This is a genomic window from Saprospiraceae bacterium, from assembly GCA_016713025.1.
Classification (GTDB): Bacteria; Bacteroidota; Bacteroidia; order Chitinophagales; family Saprospiraceae; genus OLB9.
Map to the genome: position 1 here is coordinate 2,873,470 of JADJPZ010000004.1, position 25,707 is coordinate 2,899,176.

Annotated in this window: 19 protein-coding genes, 1 other RNA gene and 2 pseudogenes; 9 read left to right on the plus strand and 13 right to left on the minus strand. The window is 36.7% G+C overall.

Annotation, left to right across the window (positions count from 1 at the left end; genetic code table 11):
- Positions 1 to 233: 233 nt before the first annotated feature.
- The 3 genes from IPK35_18605 to IPK35_18615 all read right to left on the minus strand — a co-directional run bounded on the left by IPK35_18605 (position 234) and on the right by IPK35_18615 (position 2,640).
- Complete coding sequence (locus tag IPK35_18605) at positions 234 to 1,358, minus strand: DegT/DnrJ/EryC1/StrS family aminotransferase (protein ID MBK8055224.1); 1,125 nt, start codon at positions 1,356 to 1,358, stop codon at positions 234 to 236.
- Between the two features lie 166 nt (positions 1,359 to 1,524).
- Positions 1,525 to 2,088, minus strand: a complete 564-nt coding sequence (locus tag IPK35_18610; protein ID MBK8055225.1) for a UpxY family transcription antiterminator — start codon at positions 2,086 to 2,088, stop codon at positions 1,525 to 1,527.
- Positions 2,089 to 2,109: 21 nt separating this feature from the next.
- Positions 2,110 to 2,640 (minus strand): ArsR family transcriptional regulator, encoded by a 531-nt coding sequence (locus IPK35_18615; GenBank protein MBK8055226.1) that lies wholly within the window; start codon positions 2,638 to 2,640, stop codon positions 2,110 to 2,112.
- A 172-nt stretch (positions 2,641 to 2,812) separates the two neighbouring features.
- Here IPK35_18615 and rnpB point away from each other — a divergent pair.
- An RNA gene (gene rnpB, locus IPK35_18620) (RNase P RNA component class A) lies at positions 2,813 to 3,181 on the plus strand.
- A 38-nt stretch (positions 3,182 to 3,219) separates the two neighbouring features.
- On the opposite strand, the gene IPK35_18625 is transcribed toward rnpB, so the two are convergent.
- Positions 3,220 to 3,777, minus strand: coding sequence for a hypothetical protein (locus IPK35_18625; GenBank protein MBK8055227.1), 558 nt, complete (start codon positions 3,775 to 3,777; stop codon positions 3,220 to 3,222).
- A gap of 261 nt (positions 3,778 to 4,038) precedes the next feature.
- On the opposite strand from IPK35_18625, the gene IPK35_18630 reads away from it, so the two are divergent.
- The 3 genes from IPK35_18630 (at position 4,039) to IPK35_18640 (ending at position 12,385) form a co-directional block, all read left to right on the plus strand.
- Positions 4,039 to 5,817, plus strand: coding sequence for a hypothetical protein (locus tag IPK35_18630; GenBank protein ID MBK8055228.1), 1,779 nt, complete (start codon positions 4,039 to 4,041; stop codon positions 5,815 to 5,817).
- Positions 5,818 to 5,871: 54 nt separating this feature from the next.
- Positions 5,872 to 9,540: a methionine synthase gene (gene metH / locus IPK35_18635; GenBank protein MBK8055229.1), complete on the plus strand. Its 3,669-nt coding sequence runs from the start codon at positions 5,872 to 5,874 to the stop codon at positions 9,538 to 9,540.
- A 67-nt stretch (positions 9,541 to 9,607) separates the two neighbouring features.
- Positions 9,608 to 12,385, plus strand: coding sequence for an SLBB domain-containing protein (locus IPK35_18640; GenBank protein MBK8055230.1), 2,778 nt, complete (start codon positions 9,608 to 9,610; stop codon positions 12,383 to 12,385).
- 13 nt (positions 12,386 to 12,398) lie between these two features.
- On the opposite strand, the gene IPK35_18645 is transcribed toward IPK35_18640, so the two are convergent.
- Positions 12,399 to 13,088, minus strand: a complete 690-nt coding sequence (locus IPK35_18645; protein MBK8055231.1) for a response regulator transcription factor — start codon at positions 13,086 to 13,088, stop codon at positions 12,399 to 12,401.
- A gap of 4 nt (positions 13,089 to 13,092) precedes the next feature.
- Positions 13,093 to 14,358 carry a HAMP domain-containing histidine kinase gene (locus IPK35_18650; GenBank protein ID MBK8055232.1) on the minus strand — a complete coding sequence of 422 codons (1,266 nt, stop codon included), beginning with the start codon at positions 14,356 to 14,358 and terminating at the stop codon, positions 13,093 to 13,095.
- A 193-nt stretch (positions 14,359 to 14,551) separates the two neighbouring features.
- Between IPK35_18650 and IPK35_18655 the strand changes: the two genes are divergently transcribed.
- The 3 genes and pseudogenes from IPK35_18655 (at position 14,552) to IPK35_18665 (ending at position 17,081) form a co-directional block, all read left to right on the plus strand.
- Positions 14,552 to 15,532, plus strand: coding sequence for a DUF4271 domain-containing protein (locus IPK35_18655; protein MBK8055233.1), 981 nt, complete (start codon positions 14,552 to 14,554; stop codon positions 15,530 to 15,532).
- Positions 15,533 to 15,595: 63 nt separating this feature from the next.
- Positions 15,596 to 16,397 (plus strand): annotated as a pseudogene (locus tag IPK35_18660) (uroporphyrinogen-III synthase).
- Between the two features lie 45 nt (positions 16,398 to 16,442).
- Positions 16,443 to 17,081: a CoA pyrophosphatase gene (locus IPK35_18665; protein MBK8055234.1), complete on the plus strand. Its 639-nt coding sequence runs from the start codon at positions 16,443 to 16,445 to the stop codon at positions 17,079 to 17,081.
- Here IPK35_18665 and IPK35_18670 read toward each other — a convergent pair.
- Together IPK35_18670 and IPK35_18675 are read right to left on the minus strand one after the other, a co-directional pair.
- Entirely contained in the window at positions 17,065 to 18,258 is a 1,194-nt protein-coding gene (locus IPK35_18670; protein MBK8055235.1) for a gliding motility-associated C-terminal domain-containing protein, read from the minus strand. The two genes, IPK35_18665 and IPK35_18670, sit on opposite strands and share 17 nt — an antisense overlap.
- Positions 18,259 to 18,292: 34 nt before the next feature.
- Positions 18,293 to 18,595, minus strand: a complete 303-nt coding sequence (locus tag IPK35_18675; protein ID MBK8055236.1) for a YbaB/EbfC family nucleoid-associated protein — start codon at positions 18,593 to 18,595, stop codon at positions 18,293 to 18,295.
- 525 nt (positions 18,596 to 19,120) lie between these two features.
- Here IPK35_18675 and IPK35_18680 point away from each other — a divergent pair.
- The gene (locus IPK35_18680; GenBank protein MBK8055237.1) at positions 19,121 to 20,401 is read left to right on the plus strand and encodes a pyruvate dehydrogenase complex dihydrolipoamide acetyltransferase; all 1,281 of its coding nucleotides are present in this window, start codon (positions 19,121 to 19,123) and stop codon (positions 20,399 to 20,401) included.
- Between the two features lie 93 nt (positions 20,402 to 20,494).
- Here the strand turns inward: IPK35_18680 and IPK35_18685 are convergent, their stop codons facing one another.
- Positions 20,495 to 22,426 (minus strand): sulfatase-like hydrolase/transferase, encoded by a 1,932-nt coding sequence (locus IPK35_18685; GenBank protein MBK8055238.1) that lies wholly within the window; start codon positions 22,424 to 22,426, stop codon positions 20,495 to 20,497.
- Positions 22,427 to 22,842: 416 nt separating this feature from the next.
- On the opposite strand from IPK35_18685, the gene IPK35_18690 reads away from it, so the two are divergent.
- Complete coding sequence (locus tag IPK35_18690) at positions 22,843 to 23,139, plus strand: DUF3817 domain-containing protein (protein MBK8055239.1); 297 nt, start codon at positions 22,843 to 22,845, stop codon at positions 23,137 to 23,139.
- A gap of 85 nt (positions 23,140 to 23,224) precedes the next feature.
- Here the strand turns inward: IPK35_18690 and IPK35_18695 are convergent, their stop codons facing one another.
- The 4 genes and pseudogenes from IPK35_18695 to IPK35_18710 form a co-directional block, all read right to left on the minus strand.
- A complete protein-coding gene (locus IPK35_18695) occupies positions 23,225 to 23,995 on the minus strand; it encodes a chitobiase/beta-hexosaminidase C-terminal domain-containing protein (GenBank protein MBK8055240.1) in 771 nt (256 codons plus the stop codon).
- A complete protein-coding gene (locus IPK35_18700; GenBank protein MBK8055241.1) occupies positions 23,988 to 25,013 on the minus strand; it encodes a 6-bladed beta-propeller in 1,026 nt (341 codons plus the stop codon). The genes IPK35_18695 and IPK35_18700 overlap by 8 nt, the downstream gene beginning before the upstream one ends.
- A 44-nt stretch (positions 25,014 to 25,057) precedes the next feature.
- Positions 25,058 to 25,320 (minus strand): annotated as a pseudogene (locus IPK35_18705) (Txe/YoeB family addiction module toxin).
- A complete protein-coding gene (locus IPK35_18710) occupies positions 25,311 to 25,508 on the minus strand; it encodes a hypothetical protein (GenBank protein MBK8055242.1) in 198 nt (65 codons plus the stop codon). The pseudogene IPK35_18705 and the gene IPK35_18710 overlap by 10 nt, the downstream one beginning before the upstream one ends.
- Positions 25,509 to 25,707 lie beyond the last annotated feature (199 nt).

Here is a 25,707-nt window from a genome sequence, read left to right on the forward strand (position 1 = left end):
ATTGCACAAATATTTAAATGGCCCGCTACCCTCATTCCCTAAAGAGCCTGTCAAGCTACGCTTGAGACGACCCGCGCCAATGCTTTCAATATTAGTGCTGGTCTCCCCTTCAGGGGTTGGGGGTAAGTATAGGCAAATGTAGCAAGATAATTTTTTTCACAAAAGTGCAATATGTTATACACACCTCTGTGCTTCCTTTATTGAACTTAGTTGGTATTTCTTTCTCTATGCGGTTATTTAAAAAACGCTTTGACTCTCTCACAAATAAACGTCAACTGATCTTCATCCATCTCCGTATGAATAGGCAATGAAATAACCTCTTTGCAAAGTGATTCTGTATTTTCCAGAAGTTCCAAACCATTGGATGATGCTTTAAAAGCTTCCTGTTTGTACAATGGTACGGGATAATAGATCATGTTTGGTATTTTTTGTTCATCCAGATAGGCTTTCAGAGCGTCACGTCTTCCATCTTTTACTTTTAATGTATATTGATGAAAAACATGTGTTGTGTATGAAGCTCTGAAGGGAGTTTCCAAGACATCAACATTTGCAAATGCGGTATCGTAATAATCTGCCACCTTAATTCTGGCATCACGGTAAGCATCCAAATGTGGCAACTTGGCGGACAATACAACCGCCTGAATGGAATCCAAACGACTATTACAACCTACCACATCATGATAATATCTTACCACCTGGCCATGATTAGCAATTTTATGAAGCAACGTACCCAATGCATCATCATTGGTCATAATGGCTCCACCATCACCATAACATCCAAGATTTTTGGAGGGATAAAAGGAGGTACACCCTATATGTCCTATAGTACCGGTTTTGACTTTACGACCATCACTAAAAGTATAATCAGCACCAATGGCCTGAGCATTGTCTTCTAGCACCCACAGTTTGTGGTGTTCTGCGATCTTCATGATAGCTTCCATTTCTGCAGACTGTCCATAAAGATGAACCGGTACTATGGCCTTTGTCTTAGATGTGATCGCTGAATTGATACCTTCAATATTGATATTAAAAGTATCTGGATCAACATCGACCATGACAGGTACAAGACCCAATAAAGCTATAACTTCTGCAGTTGCCACATAAGTAAAGGCAGGAACAATGACCTCATCACCCGGCTTGAGTCCTACTGCCATCATGGCTATTTGTAGTGCATCTGTTCCGTTGGCACATGGGATGACATGTTTTACATCCAAATAAGCCTCAAATTCCTTTTGGAATTTTTTAACTTGTGGCCCATTTATAAAAGCTGTAGTGTCCAGGACTTCTTGAATACCGCGATCCACTTCTTCTTTAATCTTTTGATATTGGGACTTTACGTCCACCATTTGTATATTCATTTTTAACCTTAATTTAATTGCTTATCTAACAATTCTTGTATCCGCTCTTTGACAAACTTATCACCTTGACAAATACGCAACCAAATTTATGCATGGCTACGCCGCTGATAAGTCGCAGGTACTTGATCAAAATATATAGTTCCTAACTATTATATACAACTGTAAATCAACCAATAAGCATTGCTTGTTTAACAGGTTTTAATATCTTTGGATCAATATTGATCCTAAATTGATAGGCTATCGATTTCAGTTCTATGAGAAAACTCTTTTTCCCTTCTTTTGCGATCAATCTTCCTTTTACGCCCGTAAGATGTCCGGATATGACCTCGACTTCATCACCTTCTTCGAATAAATCTGAATTTAATTCTTTGGCTTCGTCTACATATCCAGCAACTCTTTTCAGGAGTTCAATTTCGTGTTGAGGAATGGCTATTAAGTCCTTCCCTTGCTTCAAAAATTTGACCACATACTCAGTTTCAAGTGTAGGAACATATTGATCTTTTGTAATATGAACAAACACATAACAATTGATCATAGGAACCTCCAAATGCTTGATTTTCCTTGTATACCTTTTTGTTTTATTTATTATTGGCAGGTATGTAGCAATCTGCTTTTTATTTAAATGGTCTTGTACGTATTTTTCACATTTATACTTTGTATACACAGCAAACCATCTGAGCTCAATATCAGACAACTGATTTACAATACTATTCTTATCAACATTTCCCATTTTCATTTTCACCATTTCTTGTCAAGCCTCCCATAAAAGTAGTGAATTGCCATACTCCTTGTCCCAGTTATCATAAGAAAAATCATTCTCTGAAAGTACCTCATACTTTATGTTTCTGGTTATGTGGCTTTCTACTTTTTCTATAAGGTCCTTGAGATATTCCTGATTTAATTCACCAATAAACACTAATTCAATAATTTTATCATCCAGTCCCTGTGCAAATGCACCTGTGACATATACTCGTTTGACTTCACCCAATTTTTCAACAACCCTATCAATGATTTTATCAAAACCTATATATTTGAGCAGTATATTGTGCGTTTCCTTGTACAGTGGATGTTCAATATTAGCTCTGAAATATTTTTTATTTCCTTGTTGAAATGATGTCAGCATACCCGCCTTTTCAAATCTGTTGAGCTCAATCCTTATGGAATTGGTAGAATCACCAAATTCAGATTCCAGCCCTCTCAGATATGATGTGGCTTTGCTGTTGAGAAAAAACTTAAGAAGAAGTTTAATCCTTGTCTTAGATGATATTAACGTCTCAAGCATATTGAGTACAAAAATTACTCAAAGGTACAGATTTTTTCTGATGTTTAAAATGTTTTAAATAAAATTATATTTTGTTTTAATAATTTTGGGGAGCAAATCTGGAATTTATTCCTTAGAGACAATTTACCAACTCAAATAAGGAACATTGTAAGGATTTATGTTGTATCTTTGTTTATGATACTGCTCTGTCGCTTTAGTAAATCTAAAGAGGAAAGTCCGGACAACGTAGGGCACCACACCATCTAACGGATGGGAACATGCCAGGCATGGTACAGAAAGTGTCACAGAAAATAACCGCCCGGCTGTGCTGGGCAAGGGTGAAAATGTGAGGTAAAAGCTCACAGGTTCTTGCAGTAATGCAAGAATCGGATAAACCTTGTGGGTTGAAATGCCATGTATATCCTGGCCTTCTGCTGAAGAAGTCTGATTGGCACCGGTCAGAAGCCCTTTATGGGTAGTCAGGAGGGGTAGGCAGCTTAGATAAATGACAGAGGACACATTTTTTGTGTTACAGAATCCGGCTTACAGGTATCATTTTATTGGGAAGACCTTTTCAGATTCAATTGAATTGGTTTCCCTTTATTTTTCATTGATGCACTTAAAAACATAACCCGGAGGAATATTGACTGCTACAAAATAAGTTTGGACATTGCCGAAAATATTTTTATAAAGCCTTTTAATAGACCTTATATAATGCATCTGAATAAAAATACCCTCAGATTTTAATACCTTTTTGCATGAGTATAATATGGTCTTGGTAAGGTCATCCGGTAAAACTAAAAATGGAATAGCTGATATGATAATATCCGCATGGGTTATATTATTAAGTTTCAAATAGTATTCGATCTGCTCAGCGCTGTCGTTTATTACAATCACTCTGTCGTCTTTTATTTTATTGATCAAATCACAGAGCTCCGGATTTATTTCAAAAACCAAAAGCTTGGCTTTACCCGACATTTTCTCCATGATATATTGAGTAATCACCCCATCTCCCGCTCCTAGTTCGACAATATTCAGGTGATCCTCAGGTATAATAAAATGGGTCATTTTCCTGCACATTGCTTCACTGCTTCTGATGACCGTACCCATTTGCCTGAAGTTTTTTAGACTATGCCAAAGAAATCTGACCTTTTCCATTCTATTATCCTAAAAATATATGATAAGGACGCAATGTACAGATAAATTTTAAAATATCTCTCCCAAACAGATGTGTTCCAAATTTAACGGTCGAAATAATTTGTGCAATATTTATACTCAAATAAATTGGTTTGCGAAAAATTCATCTACTATTGTATTCATTTTGAGTATAATGGCGACAGAATTACTTGAAAAATAAATTCTCGTCGGTATAGATAGAAAGTTACATTTGATTCATCTTTGTGCCAAAATCGTAAATGGATGAAATTTCATTATTTAATCGTTATCTCAGTTATCAGTAGTTTCTGCACTCATGCTCAGTCTCCTTATATTCTTCGCGGCGACCAGGCCTATCACACATATGACAGAGCTGAGATCTTAAGACTATCTGATACTACCCTGATCAATGGTATCAACAATTATGATAGAAATCTGACAGTAGATTTCTTTAAAAACATATGGCAAAATGATGAACTTACAAAAAAAGACCGATATGATTTATTACATATTTTTTCCGATAATTTTGAATTTTTAGTTACGCAGGACTCCATCTTAATGCCCGATAGTCAAAACGAAGTCATTTTCAGAGAAGGTACAAATGAATCATTATCAAGTCATCAGCAAATAAATAAAAGTGTATTTGAGCAAAAGCCAATACTAAAGTATTTTTATAAAACTCCGGCAAATCTTCTGCAGCTGCATACACCATCTTTTGAGCTTATTTTGAATCCAGTCATGCAATTGTCATATCACCATCAGGTAAACAATGAAAATATTGTATTTCAAAATATAAGAGGGCTGGAAGCAAGAGCATACATTGATAAAAAGGTTTATTTTTATACACAATTATTGGAAACGCAAAGAAGTTTCCTTGATTATACAGAGTCTTGGATCAAAAAATATGGCACCATACCCGGACAGGGGTTTTGGAAAAATTACAATTCCGGTGTTATCTCCAATCTTAAAGGATACGACTATTTCAATGCCAGAGCTTATGTAGGTTTTAATCCTGTAAAAAGCATTAATATAGAGTTTGGTCATGGCAATCATTTTATTGGAAATGGTTACAGATCCCTTTTGTTATCAGATTTCAGCCATAATTATTTTTACCTTAAATTCAATACCAGAATTTGGAAATTTCATTATCAAAATATTTTTGCAGAAATGGCTCCTACATCTACCTTATTAAATCCTGGAGACAATTTATTACCTAAAAAATATACAGCTACACACTATCTGGCGTTTAAACCGAACAATAGATTTGAAGTAGGAATTTTTGAAACCGTGGTTTTTGCCAGAGAAAATCATTTTGAGTTCCAATATCTGAATCCTGTCATTTTATATAGGGCAGTCGAGCATTACTTAGATAGTCCTGACAATGTCATCCTTGGTCTTAATGCCAAATGGAATCCTTTGAAAGGCATTTCCATCTATGGTCAGTTTGTCATGGACGAATTTAAACTTTCTGAAGTCAAAAAACAATCCGGATGGTGGGCAAATAAATTTGGTGCTCAGATAGGATTGAAATATGTAAATGCACTTGGCATAGATCATCTTGATTTGCAGGTTGAATACAATGCGGTAAGGCCTTATACCTATGCACATAGAGATACCTTGATGTCTCTTTCTGATTACTCCGTAGCGAACTACAGTCATTCCAATCAGCCGCTGGCGCATCCTCTTGGAGCAAATTTCAGAGAGTTGCTTTGTATAGCCCGATATAAACCTTTCAATCGAATGTACATCCAAGCCAAAGCTTTGCTGACAACTTATGGAGCTGACAGATCTGGCGAAAACTGGGGTGGAAATATACTTGCACCACTGCAAACTATAGAGCAGGAATACGGTAATGTAATAGGTCAAGGTCTTAAAACCAAAGTAGCAGCACTAAATGTGGATGTCAGTTATGAACTTTTCCATAATTACTACATTGATTTACAAGGTATGTGGCGCAAAACTAAATCAGACATCACAACAGATCAACACTATATTGGTGGTGGATTTAGGGTAAACATAGCTAATATCCACTACGATTATTGATTTTATAGATATCATTTCTAAATAATCTTGGGTTTCCGTACCTTTGACCCACTTATGGCAAATTTAAAAAAAATAGCAGAAACCAGAGTTTTGGTTCTTGATGGAGCAATGGGCACCATGATCCAACGATACAAGCTTGAGGAATCTGATTATCGGGGTGAAAGATTCAGAAATCATCATTCAGACCTGAAGGGAAATAACGACCTATTATCTATCACGCGTCCCGACATCATTCTGGAAATCCATAAAGCGTATCTGGAGGCTGGAGCTGACATCATAGAGACCAACACTTTTAATGGTACCCGAATATCACAGTCAGACTATCATCTGGAAGAAGTCACTTATGAGATCAACTTTGAATCTGCAAAAATCGCCAAAAAAGCAGCCCTTGAATTTACTACCAAAAACCCGGATAAACCGAGATTTGTAGCGGGTGCTATGGGCCCAACCAATAAAACGGCTTCGATCTCTCCTGATGTCAACAACCCGGGTTACAGAGCGATCACATTCGACGAGCTTGTGACCAACTATTACGAACAAGCAAAAGGATTGATGGATGGAGGTACCGATATCCTGCTGGTAGAAACTGTATTTGATACTTTAAATTGTAAAGCAGCATTATTCGCTATTCAAAATCTAAAAGAAGAAAGAAACAGCAATATTCCTGTCATGGTATCCGGTACGATCACTGATGCTTCCGGCAGAACTCTAAGTGGTCAAACCGCAGATGCTTTTTATATATCTATAGCCCATGCTGATCTTTTTAGCGTAGGACTCAATTGTGCATTGGGAGCAAAAGAATTGCGCCCTCACCTTGAAGACTTAAGTGCGATTGCTGACTGTTTGGTCAGTGCCTATCCCAATGCTGGTCTTCCCAATGAATTAGGAGCCTATGATCAAAGTCCGGACGAAATGAAAGCATTTATCCAAGAGTTTGTGTCTTCAGGACTGGTCAATATCATAGGCGGATGTTGTGGCACTACACCTGATCATATCAGAGCTATGGCTGAAGCCGTACAAGGAATGCAACCCAGGTCCTTGTCACAGAGAAAAAAGCTGTCAGCCTATTCAGGCTTAGAACCATTGATCGTAAGAGACGACCTCAATTTTATCAATATAGGTGAAAGAACCAATGTCACAGGCTCCAGAAAATTTGCCAAACTTATAGCTGACAATAAATATAACGAAGCTCTGTCGGTGGCCTTGCAACAAGTAGAAAGTGGTGCTCAGATCATTGATGTCAATATGGATGAGGGGCTTTTGGATTCCAAAGAAGCGATGAAGACATTCCTAAATCTGGTGATGTCAGAACCTGATATCGCCAAAGTACCTGTGATGATAGACTCTTCCAAATTTGAAGTCATCGAGGCAGGACTGAAATGTGTACAAGGCAAATGCATCGTCAATTCCATCTCCATGAAGGAAGGAGAAACAGAATTTAGAAGGCAAGCAAACCTTTTGCGGAAGTACGGAGCAGCGACTGTAGTTATGGCTTTTGACGAGCAGGGACAAGCTGATACCATCGAAAGGAAAGTGGAAATTTGCAAGCGTGCGTATAAGATCCTGACTGAAGAAATTCATTTTCCTGCGGAGGATATCATTTTTGACCCTAACATCTTTGCTGTGGCTACGGGCATCAAAGAACATAACGAATATGCCATCAATTTTATAGAAGCTACCCGCCAGATCAAAGCAGCTTGTCCTGGAGTCAAAGTCAGTGGTGGTGTGAGCAATATCTCGTTTTCCTACAGGGGCAATGACAAAGTAAGAGAAGCGATGCACTCAGCATTTTTATACCATGCGATACAAGCTGGTATGGATATGGGTATTGTCAATGCCGGTATGATCGAAGTATATGAAGAAGTGGACAAAGAGTTGCTGACACTTGTAGAAGACGTACTGTTCAACAGAAACGAAAAGGCCACTGAAGAACTTACCAACTATGCAGAACGTGTAGCAGGCGGTGGCAAAGTCATCCAAAAAGATCTGAGATGGAGAGAAAGCAGTGTGGAAGAACGTCTGTCTCACGCATTAGTCAAAGGAATCACCGATTACATTGACGAAGATACAGAAGAAGCAAGACAAAAATATACGTCACCGCTGCAAGTGATAGAAGGTCCGCTGATGGATGGGATGAATGTAGTGGGAGATTTATTTGGAGCCGGAAAAATGTTTTTGCCGCAGGTAGTAAAGAGTGCACGCGTTATGAAAAAATCTGTGGCTTACCTTACACCATACATAGATGCTGAAAAAGCCCTATCCGGAGGATCGGCCAAAGGCAAGATCCTTATGGCTACAGTGAAAGGAGATGTGCACGACATTGGAAAAAACATAGTTGGCGTAGTGCTCGCTTGCAATAATTATGAGATCATTGACTTAGGCGTCATGGTGTCAGCAGATCGTATACTCACCGCGGCTAAAGAGTATGGTGTAGATATTATAGGTTTGAGTGGGTTGATTACTCCATCATTGGACGAAATGGTCCACGTGGCAAAGGAGATGCAACGACAAGGATTCACTACACCATTATTGATAGGAGGTGCTACTACCTCCAAAACCCATACAGCACTCAAAATAGACCCACAGTATGAAGGTCCTGTGATATATGTATTGGATGCCAGTCGAAGTGTTGGAGTCGTTAGTCAGCTATTGACCAAAGAGGAAAATACAGCAGATCAGTTCATCAGCAATACCAAAACAGAATACTCGGACCTAAGAAACAAAAGAGCAGCGACAGCTTCAGACAAAGAATATATAAGCATCGATGAAGCCAGAGCACAAAAAGTACAGTTGGAGTGGGACAATTATGACCCGGTGAAACCTGCTCACTTAGGTATCAAGGTCTGGAATGATATTAGTCTCGAGACGTTGATTCCTTACATAGACTGGACGCCATTTTTCGCCAGCTGGCAGCTGAAAGGGAAATATCCCGCGATTTTTAGAGATGCTTTTGTAGGTGATGAAGCTCAAAAATTATATGATCATGACAAGGAAATGCTTGATTTGATCGTGAAAGAAAACAGACTCAGTGTAAAGGCTGTAACAGGTATATTTGAAGCCAATAGCAAAGGCGATGATGTAGTCATTTATGACCATCAATCAGGAGCAATAAGTGACACGATTCATTTTTTACGTCAACAAAGAAAGAAGAGTGATGGATTGCCATATCAATGCCTTGCGGACTATGTGACTCCGATAGGGTCTTCAAAAAAGGATTATTTTGGTGCTTTTGCCGTCAGTGCAGGATTCGGAATAGAGCCTTGGGTCAAGATGTACGAAGATCAGCATGATGATTACAATGCCATCATGATGAAAGCACTGGCAGATAGATTTGCTGAAGCTTTGGCAGAGTATTTGCATCAAGTGATTCGTACCGATATTTGGGGCTGCAATAAAGGTGAGACCTTAAGCAACGAAGCACTGATTGCTGAAAATTATAAAGGTATAAGACCGGCACCCGGATACCCCGCTTGTCCTGATCATACAGAAAAGGATATCTTGTGGAAGATTTTGGATGCAGAAAAGCACACCGGTATCTTCCTGACAGAAAGCAAAGCGATGCATCCTGCAGCTTCAGTAAGTGGTTGGTATATCGGTCATCCTGAGTCCAAATACTTTGGTTTAGGAAATATTACAAAAGATCAGGTCATAGATTATGCTAAAAGAAAGCAAATGGACGTTAAAGAGATAGAAAAATGGCTTTCGCCAAATTTGAATTATTAATGATTTCTCAAATGGGAATAGACAGATACGATTTATTTAATTGAATACGAATACAATAAATACAACAATGTATAGATTTTTACTTTTTATATTTTTAAGTTTTATTTCAATCACAGCTTATAGCCAAAATATCAACGAAGCTGCGGCAAGAGCAGAGCTGGAAAAGAGAGGATATGATGCTGATCGATTTAAACAGGAAATGATCAAAAAAGGAGTTAATCCTGACGCTATCAATCCTGAAAACCCTGCTGATGTAGCTCGAGCTAAAAAAGCTGCCGAAGAAGTGATGGCGATACTTGATGCAGAAAAAAAGGCCAAGGAAAAACCAGCTAATCCTGCACCAGCTCCAACGACCACACCGCCGCAATCCAAAATAGATGACACGCGAAGTGTAGATGAGCCTTCAAAAGTATCTGTTCAGACTAAGGATATCCAAAAGGCTGTAAAAGATGGAGCTACGATAGAAGAAGCGGTATCAGAAAAACTTCAGGAAGCTAGCAAAGACAAACTTCCGCAAGCAGTAACTTATGGTCAGCATATATTTAGAGATAAGTCTATACAATTGTTCAGAACTTCGGAAGATGCAAAGCCTACCAAAGCATATGTACTTGGACCAGGGGATAAAGTAGCTATTTCGATTTGGGGACCTACACAGGAAAACTTTGCCCTTGAAATCCAAAAAGATGGCTATATTCAACCTACAGGACTTCCACGTTATTATCTTGCTGGCCTTACAGTTGAAGCTGCAGAACAATTGATGGCGTCGAGACTGAGAAATTATTATTATTTCCAAAAGGAAAATTTTGCTCTCACTGTTGCCACTTCCAGAACACTGAATGTCAATATCCTGGGAGAGGTATTCAATAATGGAACTTACAATATTTCTGCAGTGAATACGGCATTCAACGCATTGATAGCTGCTGGTGGCCCCAATAATATCGGTAGTGTGCGTAAAATCCAGCTATTGAGAGCAGGTAAAAAGTCCAAAACGATAGATGTATATCAGTATTTGCAAAACCCCGTTATTAGTCAGGAGTTTTTTCTGGCTGAAAATGACTTCATCAATGTACCCGTAGCAGAGAAGTTAGTGGTAGTAAAAGGGGCCATCAATCGGCCATTTCAGTACGAACTGATTGATAATGAAGGTCTTGCAGAATTGATCAAATATGCAGGAGGCTTAAAAGCAAATGCTTTGAAAAGTACTATTCAGGTAAAAAGGATAGAGTCAGACTCTGTGCGTGTCATAGATGTCAACTGGAGCGATCTTGAAAAATCCAATCAGAAGTTTCCCCTTCTAAACGGTGACGAAATCACAGTCCTGGAAATCAATGACCTTATCAAAAATGAAGTATCTATCTCAGGGGCTGTTGAAAATCCAGGCAAGTACGCAATGACAGCGAATGAAAAGCTTTCCGATCTGATTAAAAAAGCAAAACTGGCTGATCATGCCATCACGAGCATTGCTTACCTTAGGAGATTTAATGATGACTTCAAAACCGTAAGATACGAATTTGTAAATCTGGATAACATCATTTCAAATCTAGGCGGCAGCAGTAATTTAGCACTTCGTAAAGGCGATGAGTTGATCATTTCATCTAAATCTACTTATGCGGATGCTTATGAAGTCAATGTCGAAGGTGCGGTCAGAAACCCTGCAAAATTTGCTTTAGGAGCTGAAAAAAACATGAAAGTCTCCGATGCTATATTTTTTTCCGGAGGCTTACGGGATGATGCGATCGAAGACTTTGCTTATATATTCAGGAATAAAGGAGATGCTGCCAAAACTGTAGAGTATATACCAGTAAATCTAAAAGAAGCACTCAACAATCCTTCATCATCTTCCAATATCAGTTTGGAACCCAAAGACAGGTTGGTGGTTTATTCCAAAAATAATTATACGGACGAATCATTCATCAGGATCGCAGGAGCTGTGAGAAGCCCCGGAGAGTTTTTGTACAACCCTACACTTAAACTTAAGGATGTCTTGCTTCTGGCAGGTGGTTTTAGGAGAGAAGCATCTTTGGATCGTATCGATGTTTATCGGTTGTATTTTGAAGAAAATAAAGCCACAAGGGTACTTGCCGCCAATCTAAGAGTTGACGAAAATTATAATATCAAAGCAGGGGATACAAATTTTGAATTACAGCCATTTGATCAGATATTTGTACGTACAGCTCCTGAGTTTGAGTTGCAAAGAAATGTATTTGTTTCTGGAGAAGTAAAATATCCGGGTACTTATGCATTGATGAGTGACAATACCAAACTCGCCACAGTAATCCGGGAATCCGGCGGCACCACTGATGAAGCCTTTCTCTCCGGAGCCACTTTGCGAAGAGGTCTAGATAATGTAGGATTTGTAATCATCGATCTGGAGAAAGCTATTAAAAATCCGAAGTCATTTGAAAACATCATCCTTCAGGAAGGCGATGAAATCAATATTCCTAAAATCAATAACATCGTCTCTATTACAGGAGCTACCAAGGCATATGAAGTGTATCCCGAAAAAATCACTGCACAAGGCAGGATCCAGGTGCCGTACAATAAAGGTAAGTCAGCCAAATATTATATAGATGAGTATGCAGGTGGTCTTGCAAAGGAAGCGGGAAAGATCACAGTAGTCGATGCTTCAGGAAAGGTCACTAAAGCCAAAGGTTTTTTATTTTTTAAAAGCTACCCAAAAGTTGGACCTGGAGCAGAGATCAAGGTGAGTTATAAAGAGAAAAAAGAAGAAAAATTGAAGAATGGCGAAAAAGAAGATGTAAAATGGGGAGATGTTCTTGCCAATTCCATAGCACAAGCCACAGCTATTCTTTCTTTGATTTTACTGATACAAAATGTCAATTAGTCCAACTAAGCAATCAGGATTCAATAACTAATTTAAATCCAACCCCATGGATATTGTCCAATTTGATTTTTGGGTCACCTGACAGATATTTTCGCAATCTACTGATGAATACATCCATACTTCTGCCTAGGAAATAATCATCTTCTCCCCACAGTTTTTCAAGGATAAGGCTTCTTTTTACTACATTGTTTTTGTGATCCAGAAGCATCTTAAGAAGGTCAGCTTCCTTTTGGGTAAGATTTCTGCTATCTCCATCCAAAGACAAAACAAGATTTCTGTAATCAAAACTATAGTTACCTACTTTATATTGGTCATTGATGGAGACAGATACATATTTCCTTCGGAGGAATACTTCAATTTTTAATATCAGCTCCTCTATGCTAAATGGTTTTGTGATATAGTCATCTGCTCCCAACCTCAAACCCTGTATCCTGTCTTCTTTCATACTTTTAGCAGTAAGAAATAAAATGGGAACATTGGGATCAGTTGATCTGATCTTTTCAGCAACAGCAAATCCATCCATTTTAGGCAGCATCACATCCAAAATACACAAGTCATATGTTGACTTAAAAAAAGATTCAATGGCACTTTCGCCATCCAGACAATGATCTACTGCATATCCGTGTATTTCAAGATTGTCTTTAGTCACAAAACTTAATGTTTCGTCATCTTCGACATATAATATTCTGGGTTTTTCGTTCATCTTTTTATAATTTTGGCATTCTGATTATAAACTCCGTACCTGATCCTGATTCTGATATCACCTGGATTTGCCATCCATGGGCAAGACATATATTCTTAACGTAATACAAACCTAATCCAAATCCTTTTACATTGTGTACATCTCCTGTAGATACTCTGTAAAATTTATCAAATAATTTCTTCTGATTTTCTTTATCTATCCCAATCCCATGGTCCTTGATATGTAACAACACATCTTTTGCATCTTCGTTTAAAAAAATATTAACAACCGGTTCATCTTTACTATATTTCACACCATTATCAATAATATTTGCCACTACATTTACAAAGTGGAGCTTATCTGCATTGATGTAGACTTCAGGTTTCAAAGGGGCAAATGTTATATTTCCCTGTTTAAGTTTTAATGATTCATTAATTATTATTTCATTTAACGTTTCATTGACTTCAAATATTTCCTTTTTCAATTCAATACTATCTTTTTCCAATCGGGCTATATTAAGCACTTTTTCTACCTGATTGTTCAAACGTTGATTTTGCTCCCGGATTATCTGAGCATATTTACTAAGCCGGGCATCACTTTGTAGTGTTTTGTCATTGGCTAAAAAATCTGAAGCTATCTTTATTGATGATATTGGAGTCTTAAATTCATGAGTCATATTGTTGATAAAATCCTTCTGCAATTCAGAAAGTCTTTTTTGCTCAAGAATGATCCACATACTATATAAAAAAAATGCTATCGCCAAAACAGATAATAAAGTGAGTGTCAAAGCCATATTCTTATTGGCCAAAAGAAAGTTTTCCCTTTGCGGAAATCTGACAACAAAATAATAAGTAAGGTTTTGAAACTTAGGTAAATTCTTATTTTTTTTCAATTTTGAATCTTCTGTATTTTCAACTGAGCAATAATTTCCGTACACAAGTTCATCCGTAGTACAGTCAAAAACGGCATATTCGAAATCTATAATTAATGATTGTTTTGCCATTTCCTGAAGCAGATATTGCTCCAAAAGACCTGCATCGATTCCACTGTTGATGTTGACAGCATAGTAGTTGGATGATCTTCTTTGGACAACTTCAGACTTGGGAAGTATTGTCTTATTAAACTTACTCATTCGCTCAGCTACATTTCGCAAAACGATGTTGACGGATTGATCAAATTCTTTATCCTTGATGTCCCATGTTTTGAGTAGCCAATAGGATTGAACAAATATAATAAGAATAATGGATAAGCCTCCAAGTATAACAAGTCGTCTTATTAGGGCATTTGGCATTGTTCTCTGATACTTCAGCCCAAAGATAACACTATATTTATTTTTTTTTTAATATAGTAGCCATTTCAGCCTATACATCCTTTCAAATATAGGGCAAAATCTCTTCCCACATTGGTAAAATTTTGGTTTTTGATTACTTAATTATCTAAATATTGAATTTGGTTTAACTATAAATTTATAAATTTGACCCGCAATGCAGAAATGGTGTAAATATATATTCCCTTTGGGGATTGTTTTTGTGATATTTATGTCACTTCATTATGATGTGTGTGCGCAATCGAGATCAAATCCGTTTGAAATAAAACCAAGGTTAAAGGAAATACCGATCAGTGATACTCTTATCAGAGATACTCTTTCGAAAGTTCAGGCAAAACTTCAATCCGATACATTATCCTTATCAATAGATAGCATTAGCTTAGTAAGTTCTCCACCTTCTGCCAACTCAAAAGCCAACCCATTCGAAGTAGACCATGTGCCTATCAGAAAGTCCATTGTAGATAAAAAAACTGAAGATATAAAGACGATAACAGAAAGTACAAAAGGTTCAACCAGATTCCTGTTTTTTTTCCTGATACTTGGATGTGCTTTACTTGCCATCGTTTTGGGTACTGGCCGGAAGATTCTAAATTTAATATCAAAATCTCTGATCAATGAAAATATCTTAAAACTGTATTATCGTGAAGACCTATTCAGACCATCTACTTTTATCCTGTACCTAATATTTGTGATTAACTTTTCCGCTTTTTTGTACTTAGCAGCTACACAATATGGTGGACCATCAGGAATTGTTACTTACGGCCTTATTATGGCAGTAGTTTTTGCTGTATACCTGATCAGACACACCACTCTTTTGTTTCTGGGTATAGTCTTTCCCGTTTCAAAGCCTGCAGGAATATTTAGTTTTACTGTGATGGTATTCAATCACTTTATTGGACTCATCCTAATTCCAATCAATTTATTTTTAGCTTTAGGTCCTGTCGAATACAAGTACTATGTACTTATTTTTACTATATTTTTATTGGCATTTTTGTATTTACTCAGAACGTTCAGAGGCGTTTTTATTTTATCTGAATATTTTATTGAGAGATTTTTCCAAATAATTATTTACCTTTGCGCTTTCGAAATTGTTCCCATGTTAATTCTGTGGAAAACGATTTCAAATTTTCTGGAATAATTTTTGCATTAAGTAAGATAATTCTGGTGTAAAAAATTGTTGAGTAAACTTATTTGGAGTTAAATGGCAAATAAAAGTTCAGCGTCACAAACAGTGGCAAAATACGTAGAAAAGTACGGTCCTGTAAAATCGCTCCTGATATCCCAACCCAAACCCGAAGACAAGTCTCCTTATTACGACATGGAGCAAAAGTGGAATCTAAAGATCGACTGGAGGCCCTTTATTCAAGTAGCTCCTGTTACAGAAAAAGAATTTCGAAAAAACAGGATAAATCTTGGTGAGTTTCCATGTATTATTTTTAACAGCAAGGGTGCTATTGACAATTTTTTCAGACTTGCAGAAGAAACCAGAGCAAGAATAAGTCAGGAAACAAGATATTTTTGTCTTACCGAAGCCATTGCAAATTACCTTCAGAAATTTATACTTTACAGAAAAAGGAAAGTTTTTTGTTGGTAAGAGGATAGCTGAAGATCTTGCTCATTATTTTAATAAATATAAAAGTGAAAAATTTCTTCTCCCCTGTTCAAACCTTGGTTCAACAGAGATAGTGAATTATCTTGAAAAACTCGGAATCAACCATACACAAATAGTGATGTACAAAACAGTCTCTGCAGATCTTTCCGATCTTAGTGATGTATATTACGATGTATTAGCGTTTTTTAGTCCACAAGGTATAGAATCACTGTTCGAGAACTTTCCCGAATTTCAACAAAACAAAACAAGAATTGCCGTTTTTGGAAATACTACACTTAAGGCCGCTGAAGATAAAGGGCTTTTTGTCAATATAAAAGCACCGTCACCTGAAGCACCATCCATGACCAAGGCATTAGAAAATTATATTGTAAAAGCCAATGGGCCGAAATAACCTTCATCTTCTTTTATATTTTTTTTCCTAAACATTCATAACTCTATGGATGTCAACTTTATACATAGACTTGAAAAAAGGTTGTATAACGATCTGCCTGGCGAACAATTTCAAAATATCATGGCCCCTGTAGGTAGTGAAAAATACAGAGTTATTGCCCCGGACCATAAAGTTGCATGCGTTTTGGCTCTTTTATTTCCAAAAGATGACGAATGGCACATTTGCTTTATAGAACGGTCAAGCCAGCATCAGGAAGATAAACATGCAGGGCAAATAAGTTTTCCAGGTGGTAAATTTGATCAAAATGACTATTCCTTTGAAGATTGTGCACTCAGAGAAACTTACGAAGAAATTGGAGTTCCTCCGGACAATATAGGAATCCTCGGCGGATTGACCCCCTTGTATGTTTATGTGAGCAATTTTTTAGTGCACCCGTTTGTAGGCTTTACATCTGAATATCCTGACTTCAAACCACAGATCTCGGAAGTAAGCAATATTATAGAGTTGCCTTTGTCCCACCTTATGAAAGAAAAGAATAAGGGGAAAACAGATATCTCAATAAGAAATATCACCTTACCTGATACTCCTTACTATAATATCGGGGGTAAAAAAATGTGGGGAGCAACGGCTATGATAGTTAGCGAACTAGAACAAATAATATTGAGTATTACCTTATCAGATTAAAGTTATTAATATTGATCTTTTGCACTCCTTTGCAGGTGTATTTGACTTTATATAAATACATTCCGTTTGAAAGCAGCTGACCCTTGAATGTTCCGTCCCATTTTTCTTCTGGTTGATTGGTTTCCCAGACTTTTGCTCCCCATCGGTCAAATATTTCAAAAGACTCCATTTGATCAATGATAAATATATTGCTGATCCCAAATGTTTCATTCAATCCATCGTTGTTTGGTGTAAATGCTTTTGGGAGAAGTAATTTATCACAATCCAGTTCATCCTTATCAGCTACAAAAATGGTAACAGAATCTCTACTGATACAGGTACCATTATCTAATGTTACTGTATATGTGGTGGTTTTTTGAGGAGAAGCTATTGGGTCCAACTCATCCGAAACATCCAAAGAAGATCCCGGACTCCATTGCACCCGACTTGAACATGATTCGCCTACTTCTAATTGTATAGTTTGTCCTTTGAATATGGTGCTGTTTGGAGTCACAATCTGATCCGGAAATTTATATATACTCTTTAACTCCAGATCTGAAAGAGCCCTGTTATACAGAGTAATTTCATCAATCACACCCTTAAATCTGCGTACACCATTAATTATATTGCAGGGACTGTCTCCGACTGACATCCTGGCATTTCGAGATAAAACAATGTTTTCTCTTGCCAAAATATTACTTATGAGTTGATTGTCTAAATATACTAAATAAGTCAAACCAAATTTCACCAAAGTAAACCTATGCCAACATATTTCTTTTGAAACAGACTTTTTAACTGAATAGTAATTACTCACATTGCTACCAATTTCAAATAGAATCTCATCAGTAGCATGGATGTACCTTAAAGCCCATAATGAATCAAGATTTGTACATCCATTTCTTAAACTAAAAATATCTGATTCGCCAACCTGATCTTCTATATTGAAATAAAAATCAAACGTAAAATCAGTATCAAAAAGCTGATTGACTTGTGTACTGAACTTCAGAAAATCATTCACTCCATTTAAAGAAATTGCTTTTTCTCCTAATCCACACAAACAATTTGGGTTGCCTCCTGGTGTAAGACCAGGAATTCTTGTTGATTCATCTTCATATGAACAATCATCAAACCTAAAACTAAAGTGACTGACTTGCCCCGTACATGTAAGACCAATAAAACAAAAAAGTAAAAATTTCAAACTTTTAAAGCTCCGTTTCAAAATGCCACAAAATTTATTTAAACAAATCGCCGAATCCCGGTGGTAACATTTCATTCATCATACTTTGAGTTTCATTAGCCTCAGCCTTTTGAGCATCTTCTATAAATCTGTTGATAGATGTCACAAGCAGGTCTTCCAACATCTCTATATCTTGGGAGTCAATTAATTCATTACTTATCAACACATTAGTCAGTTTTTTTGCTGCATTACCTGTAATAGTAAGTCCTTCCTGCTTGACTTCAATAACAATAGCTGAAAGCTTCTTTTGAATTTCAGTCTGTTGTTTTTCCAGATTCCCCATTAAATCATCTAACATAAACTATATTATTTTTCACAAATGTATATATAACAACACTATAACTAAAATTCATCCATTCCTATTTTGCAAAACTATAATTATCTTTTTCATTATCGATTAATTATTTTTACATAGCCATTTAAAAAATGAAAATACCATTAAGTTTTTATGCAAAATGGAAAGTGAGTAGTATACCTTTAAGCATGTTGATCATTCGTTTGGTCTCGCTTTTTGTCGAAAATCTTGAAAATAGTTATTCAATAGCTAAAGAACTTAAATAATGGCTGCCACGTGTTGGGTAGTCCATTGAAAGATGTAACACGGCAGAAAACAAAATTATGTATTTGGAGTCAAATAAATAAAAAATAAAACTGAACTTGAATATTGTGCTAGAAAATATCCATCATTTGATTTCAAAATTCTTAAAAAGTAAATATCGATCAATACTGATTGCTGAGACATAAATATTATTTTAAGACTATTTATTACTTAAAACATCAAATCTTTAGCTAAATTTGGCCTTCAAAATCAGATATAATAAAAATGGCAGAAATTATAAGAATGCCCCGCCTAAGTGATACAATGGAAGAGGGCAATATCGTAGCATGGTTAAAAAAAGAAGGTGAAAAGGTAAAAGCCGGAGATGTTCTTGCAGAAGTGGAGACTGACAAGGCGACAATGGAACTGGAAAGTTTCTTTGATGGAGTTTTATTATATATCGGTGTTCCTTCAGGCCCCGTGGTTGTTGATGGTATTATTGCCATCATTGGTAAGGAAGGTGAAGAGTTCAAGCATTTATTGGGGGAACCAAAAGTATCTCAAGATGAAAAAAAACCAGCTGGACCAACAGAAGTCAAAATTCCACAACAGGCTTCATCTATTGAAACTACAGCTGAAGTGGTGACAATTAATACAAAAATCGAAGAGTCACCTGTAATAATGGAGACTTCAAATAGAGTAAAAGCATCACCACTTGCAAAAAATCTTGCAGCAGATGCAGGTTTACCAATAAATCAAATACAGGGAAGCGGAGATCAGGGGCGTATCATCAAAAAAGATGTAGAAAATTTTCTGGCAAATAAACCGCAGGTCCAGGTAGCACCAGTCGTGCCGTCTCAGCAATATGTCGCACCTGTAAGTACTTTTGTGTACGGAGATGTTCCCGTGACACAAATGAGAAAAACCATAGCAAGGCGTTTGGGTGAAAGCAAGTTTACAGCACCGCACTTTTATCTTACTATCGAGATAAATATGGATAATGCCGTTGATTCAAGAACAGCCATTAATGCATCCGCACCTGTCAAAATTTCTTTTAATGATTTTGTAATAAAAGCAAGTGCCACCGCTCTTCGCAAGCATCCAACCATTAACTCATCTTGGTTTGGAGATAAAATTACTTATCACAAAGACATCAACATTGGTGTTGCAGTAGCTGTAGAAGAAGGTTTACTTGTCCCTGTAATTAATTACGCAGACCTCAAATCAATGTCACAAATAAATCAGGAGGTAAAGGAACTGGCTGGTAAAGCCAAAACAAAAAAATTAACCCCACTGGAAATGCAGGGAAATACTTTCACTATTTCTAATTTAGGTATGTTTGACATTGAAGAATTTACTGCGATAATTAATCCACCTGACGCATGCATTCTTGCAGTGGGTTCCATTATAAAAAAACCAATAGTAAAAAATGATCAGATAGTCATAGGCAATATGATGAGAGTGACTCTGTCGTGTGACCATAGAGTCGTTGATGGAGCAACTGCAGCACAGTTTCTTCAAACTTTGAAATCTATGTTGGAAAATCCTGTCCTGATGCTTGTTTGATACCAGTTATACAAAATCAGAACATAAACCCGGTTTTATCGAAAGATGGATCGTGTTTTGACATTTATTCATGTTTTAAAACCTCAGAAATGATTATTGTGCATTGTCCTCAGATGTTCCAATATAAAACTTGTCGTTGATCATCCTATGATTAAAAACCTGGATGACCTTGAGCATATTTTCTTCAGAATGAACTATTGCAGCTTTTATCCCTGCTTTATCCATTAAATTGTTCTTCTGTAACTGATCATCTTGCCAGTTGTATACACCAACAATGGTTTCTCCATTATATTGAAGGTAATACTTTTGATCCATGAAGTGATAGATACTACCATGATATGTGATTGACTTTCCACTACATTTGGTAGAAAAAAGATCTCTACCCAATGAAAAATAGGATGTTTTAGTATTTACATAATTGAGAAGAGTAGGCATGATATCTATTTGGGCAGCAACACTATCAGACACACCTTTGAACTCACCCTTGGGACTATAAAATATGATTGGTATTCGAAAGTCATCCATTTTACTACCTTTTTTTATGTTTGGACCTGTATGGTCACCAGTAATAACAAATATAGTATTTTGATACCAATCTTTTTTGTTTATTGAGTCAAAGAATGTCAGCAAAGCCGCATCTTCATATTTGAGTAGCGCTTTTACCGGATGTCCTTTTGTAGCAAATTTGTCTTTCTCTTCGGCAGGAAGTTTAAAAGGAGAGTGCGGATTCATGGTCAGTACCGCAGCTACGAAGGGTGGAGACATGGTTGATAGTTTACTTGCCATAAAAGGGAAAAATTTATGATCCCAAATACCCCATGAACCATCAAAATCCTTTGGCTCCGGATAATCTTCTTTTCCATAATACTTATCAAAGCCAGTACTGGAACAGAATGAACTGAAACCCATTGTACCGGTCATACCTCCATGAAAAAAAGCAGAAGAATATCCATCAATTTTCAGGATCGAAGCCAAACTATTGACTTTATTGGAAGAATATCGTGAAAAAACGTAAGGGTTTTTCATCATAGATGGCACTGATGCCAGTATTGCAGGCACTCCATTGACTGATTCCTTGGCATTGGCAAAAGCATTGGTAAAGACCATCCCATTTTTCATCAGCGAATCCAAAAAAGGAGTTTCAACGTCACCACCAAAGTATTTCAAATATGATTTTGATAAACTCTCTACTATGATGATGACTATATTGGGTTTATCTGTCAAGGTATCCTGACCCGTCGATATATGTACTCCTGATTGACAATCTTCAATATCTTCCACATTATAATACTGTACATCAGTGAGTGATTCTTTGTCTAATGTCTGTAAAACAGAGAAAGGTGTATTCATAACTACCGGACTATTTACAGCTCCCGCTACTTCTGATGCTTGTATGACACCTAGAGGTCTAAGCTGAAACCCGCCACGTGCCCCCAACACAAATATGCAGCTCGCCATCAGTGGAAACATAGCCGATGCATAAGAAAGTTTGATATCTTGTGGTTGATGACTTAGTTTTTGAAATTCCTTAATACTGACCCTGACAAAAACAAATATCAACAGGCCAAATGCGAGCCAGACAGGTGAATACTCCATCAAAAATGTAGGTAATAGATCGAATAATTCGCTTCCTTTATCTCCTGTAACAAATAGAAATGCGTCTGATTGCATCCTTTTTTGAGAAAACGGAAAATAAACTATATCAACACTATTGATGAGTATAAAAAATATGTTAATTCCTAAAAATAAATACTTGATGATGGAATGAAAAGATTTCAACGCCAATACTTTTAAAGGCAGCATCAGCATTAAGACAAATAAGATATTGACAAAGAAAATAGCAGATATGTCAAATCGCAAACCATTGATCATGACTATAAAAAATGTCTTAAAATCATCTATAGCAAGATCCTGTTTGTTGTAGACTATAAAACCAAGCCTGCAAACTGTATAAATCAGCAGCAATGAAACCATAAGGCGCATCAAAATACCAGCTCTAAATTTGAATTCTTTGAGTTTTTGCATGGTTTAGGAACCAATTTTCGTTTTTAGCTTAGTGTACATACTAATGAACAAAGGTAAATTTTTTAGTCATAAAAATCTCAAAAAGCGTCAAGTTACACCATGATTTAAATGTAAATTTTATCGTAACTACTTAGGTATATGCTTTCAAATCACAAAAATCAGTTAATTTTTCGTCAGATGAAGCTACTTTTTGAGTTAATAGCAGCGCTATTGACGAAAAAAGAGCTGAAATATCACGGAAAATTAGCATTTTTTGATTGAAATTGATCGTTCCTAAATAGTTACATTTTATCTAATAAAGATGCATATTCAAGCCTGCTCGTTAAGATTGGAAGACAGGTATAGATACTATATCCTTCACCTCCAAAACTTTTACACTTATTTTTTGTACATAATGGAGTTAAAAATTTATACGTATGTCTTTGGGATTGTTATCCTCATCATTGGGCAGGTTTCGTTTGGTGGCTTTTGCAGAAGGATGTTCTTACCTGTTACTCGGCATCACGATGGTGCTCAAATATCAATACGGAATGCCGAAACCCAACTATATAGTAGGTATGGCACACGGCATACTTTTTATATTGTACGTTTTCCTGTTATTACAGGTCGGATGGCGTTACAAATGGAGTCGATGGAAGATGGCGGCAGCTTTTGTAGCCTCTCTCCTACCCTTCGGCACTTTTTATGCCGATGTCAAGTGGTTTAGAGAGTAGATTTTAAAATCACTGGAATTTCCTATGCAAAAATTATCACTTATCATCATTTATCATCTGAAATAAATGGATTTGTAATAGATCCTCACTTCACCCACACTTCATCCACAAAAAACCAGGCAGGTAACCCACGTCCATCATGCCAGTCAGGGATGGATGATACCGGCTCGATGACCAATTTTAGATGCTTATACTTTGTTTTTGGGACTGTTAAAGATGTTATTGCATGATTTGAAGCTTGCTTTTGAGTACTATCACCAAAGTTTTTTTGGTGGAGCAACTTATTATTTTCATCAAAGACTGAAATCTTGGATGGACCAAATATCCATGCGCCCTGATTGGCGAGATACGAGACGTGAATGCTGGAAATCGTGTAATTGGCGTCTGCCTCAACTTTAATTTCTATCGGTCCTTTGTCGTACCCTAAATAGTTTTTTGCATAAGACATATCTCCAAACTGACCATCAAATAATGTTTTGGAACCTTCGGCAGCATACTTAGGATTGTGCTCAGAAACAATATAATTCCTTACCTTCTTCCCACTAGATACAAAAGTTGCTGTGACCGTTTCTGATGGAGTAAAATCTTTATGAAAAACTTTGGCTTTAATTATCATAGGTTTACTCACTTTGATAGGTATTTTATACCCTTTACTTTTTTTGGTAGGTTCGGTCCCATCTTGAGTAAATCTAATTTCAGTGCCATCCATTCTGAAATCCAATATCAGTTTTCGTGGGTTATCCTTGCTAACCATGGCCATTTGAATATTAGCTTTAGGTTGACTAAGTTGTAGTGGTTGAGCAAAACTAAAATGGTAAAGCCCACAAAACAGTATCCATACCAGCCTTCTAAACATAAGGTGTAAATTTATAAGGTAAAACTTGCCCGCTATTCCATTGACATACGTAAAGACTACCTTCATCATCCACCAAAACATCATGAGGATGCTTAAAGAGATGGACTGTCTGATAACTTTCTTTACACATATTTCCTTCATAGGCCGGAGTAGAACCGCCCGGAGCAGAAATCAGTTTATTGTCTTTATCCAAAATGATGACAAAGCCTGTCTCTGCATTGCCTGTGCTGCCTGAAGTCAATACTGCAGCAAATAGATAATCACCTTTGATCACCGGTCTGCAAACATTCGCTCCGGGCAATGAGATTGTTTCTAAATACTTGCCATCCATACTGAATCTTTTGAAACAACAACGGTTTCTGTCTGTAATGATCAATGTAGGTGCAGTATTTCTGGTGTCGATACAGATGCCATGAGCATTGTCGAGATGTTTTGGCTCAGAACCTCGACCACCAAAGATATTTTTTATTTTTCCATCTGCTCCATAATGCATAATATATTGCGCTCCATATCCATCAGCTACATATATTTCACCATTTGATGTAACAGCTGTTTCTGTAGGGATGAATTCGGTTTCATTTTGATATTTTTCGGATTCACGCGGATAATTCCATGACTGAATGATCTTCCCTTCCAGTGTCGTTTTGAAAAATTGATGTCTATCCGTATCCGTTACCAATAGAAATTCATCTCCTTTGACACCACCTATCGTTAGACCATGCCCACCGGGAAATTCATTGCCATAAGAAGACAAGATTTTCCCGCTTTTGGACATTCTGATAAAGTTGTTTGGGGTATCGTTGGTAAGGAGGATGATTTCTCTATTTGCTGTAAATACCATTTCATGGCAATCTTTTACTTTGGGTAGATTTACATTGCCAGACAGCCAGTTTTTGTCCCATGAATATTTTTTATTGTTGTGTCCAAAGACGGGTTTGGATGCCTCCAATGGCATTGATATCAATGGCAAAGTGGCTAGCATGGTGGTGGATTGGGTTAGGAAGGTTCGTCGGTGCATGAGGGTGAGTATCTATTAAGTTAATTTGTTTTTTAAGTGATTTTTCATAACTTGTAATGACCTAAAAATGAATGAATTTTAATATGATCAATTTCAACTTCATAAATAAGTCTGTTCTCTTTATCAATTCTTCTTGACCATTTACCCTTCCAATTATATTTCAATGGTTCAGGTTTTCCAGTCCTTTGAATGGAGAGATTAATATAGATTTTATCAACATATCAATTCGATTAAGAATCTTTTTATTACGATTTTTTTTAATGTAAATAAGATCTTCAACAGCTTCTGAGCCTAACCTTATTTCCATAAGTCTTCGGTTGTAATTACCGTATATTCTTCTTTTGCAAAAGACGCATCACTTCTTTTTAATTTTTCTTCAAATGCTTCATTATAAATTCTATCTGAAGTAGTTTCAAATGGGATTTCCATTTTCTTTAACATTTCTTTGACCGCTTTCAACTTCTTTTTATCAGGTCGAACTATTAACGTATCCATATTTGATATTTTAATTTTATACAAATGTAAGTCAAATTGTTTATTGTTAAAAATATTTTATCATAATCGGGCATTTTCACTCCAGTTGGATTAATATGTGAAGTGTCTTATGTATTTGATCAAAAATATCAATAACTTATTACATAATGGATTCGTATTTATTAGAACTTTTACAAGCATTCAATAATTAAATAGTGAA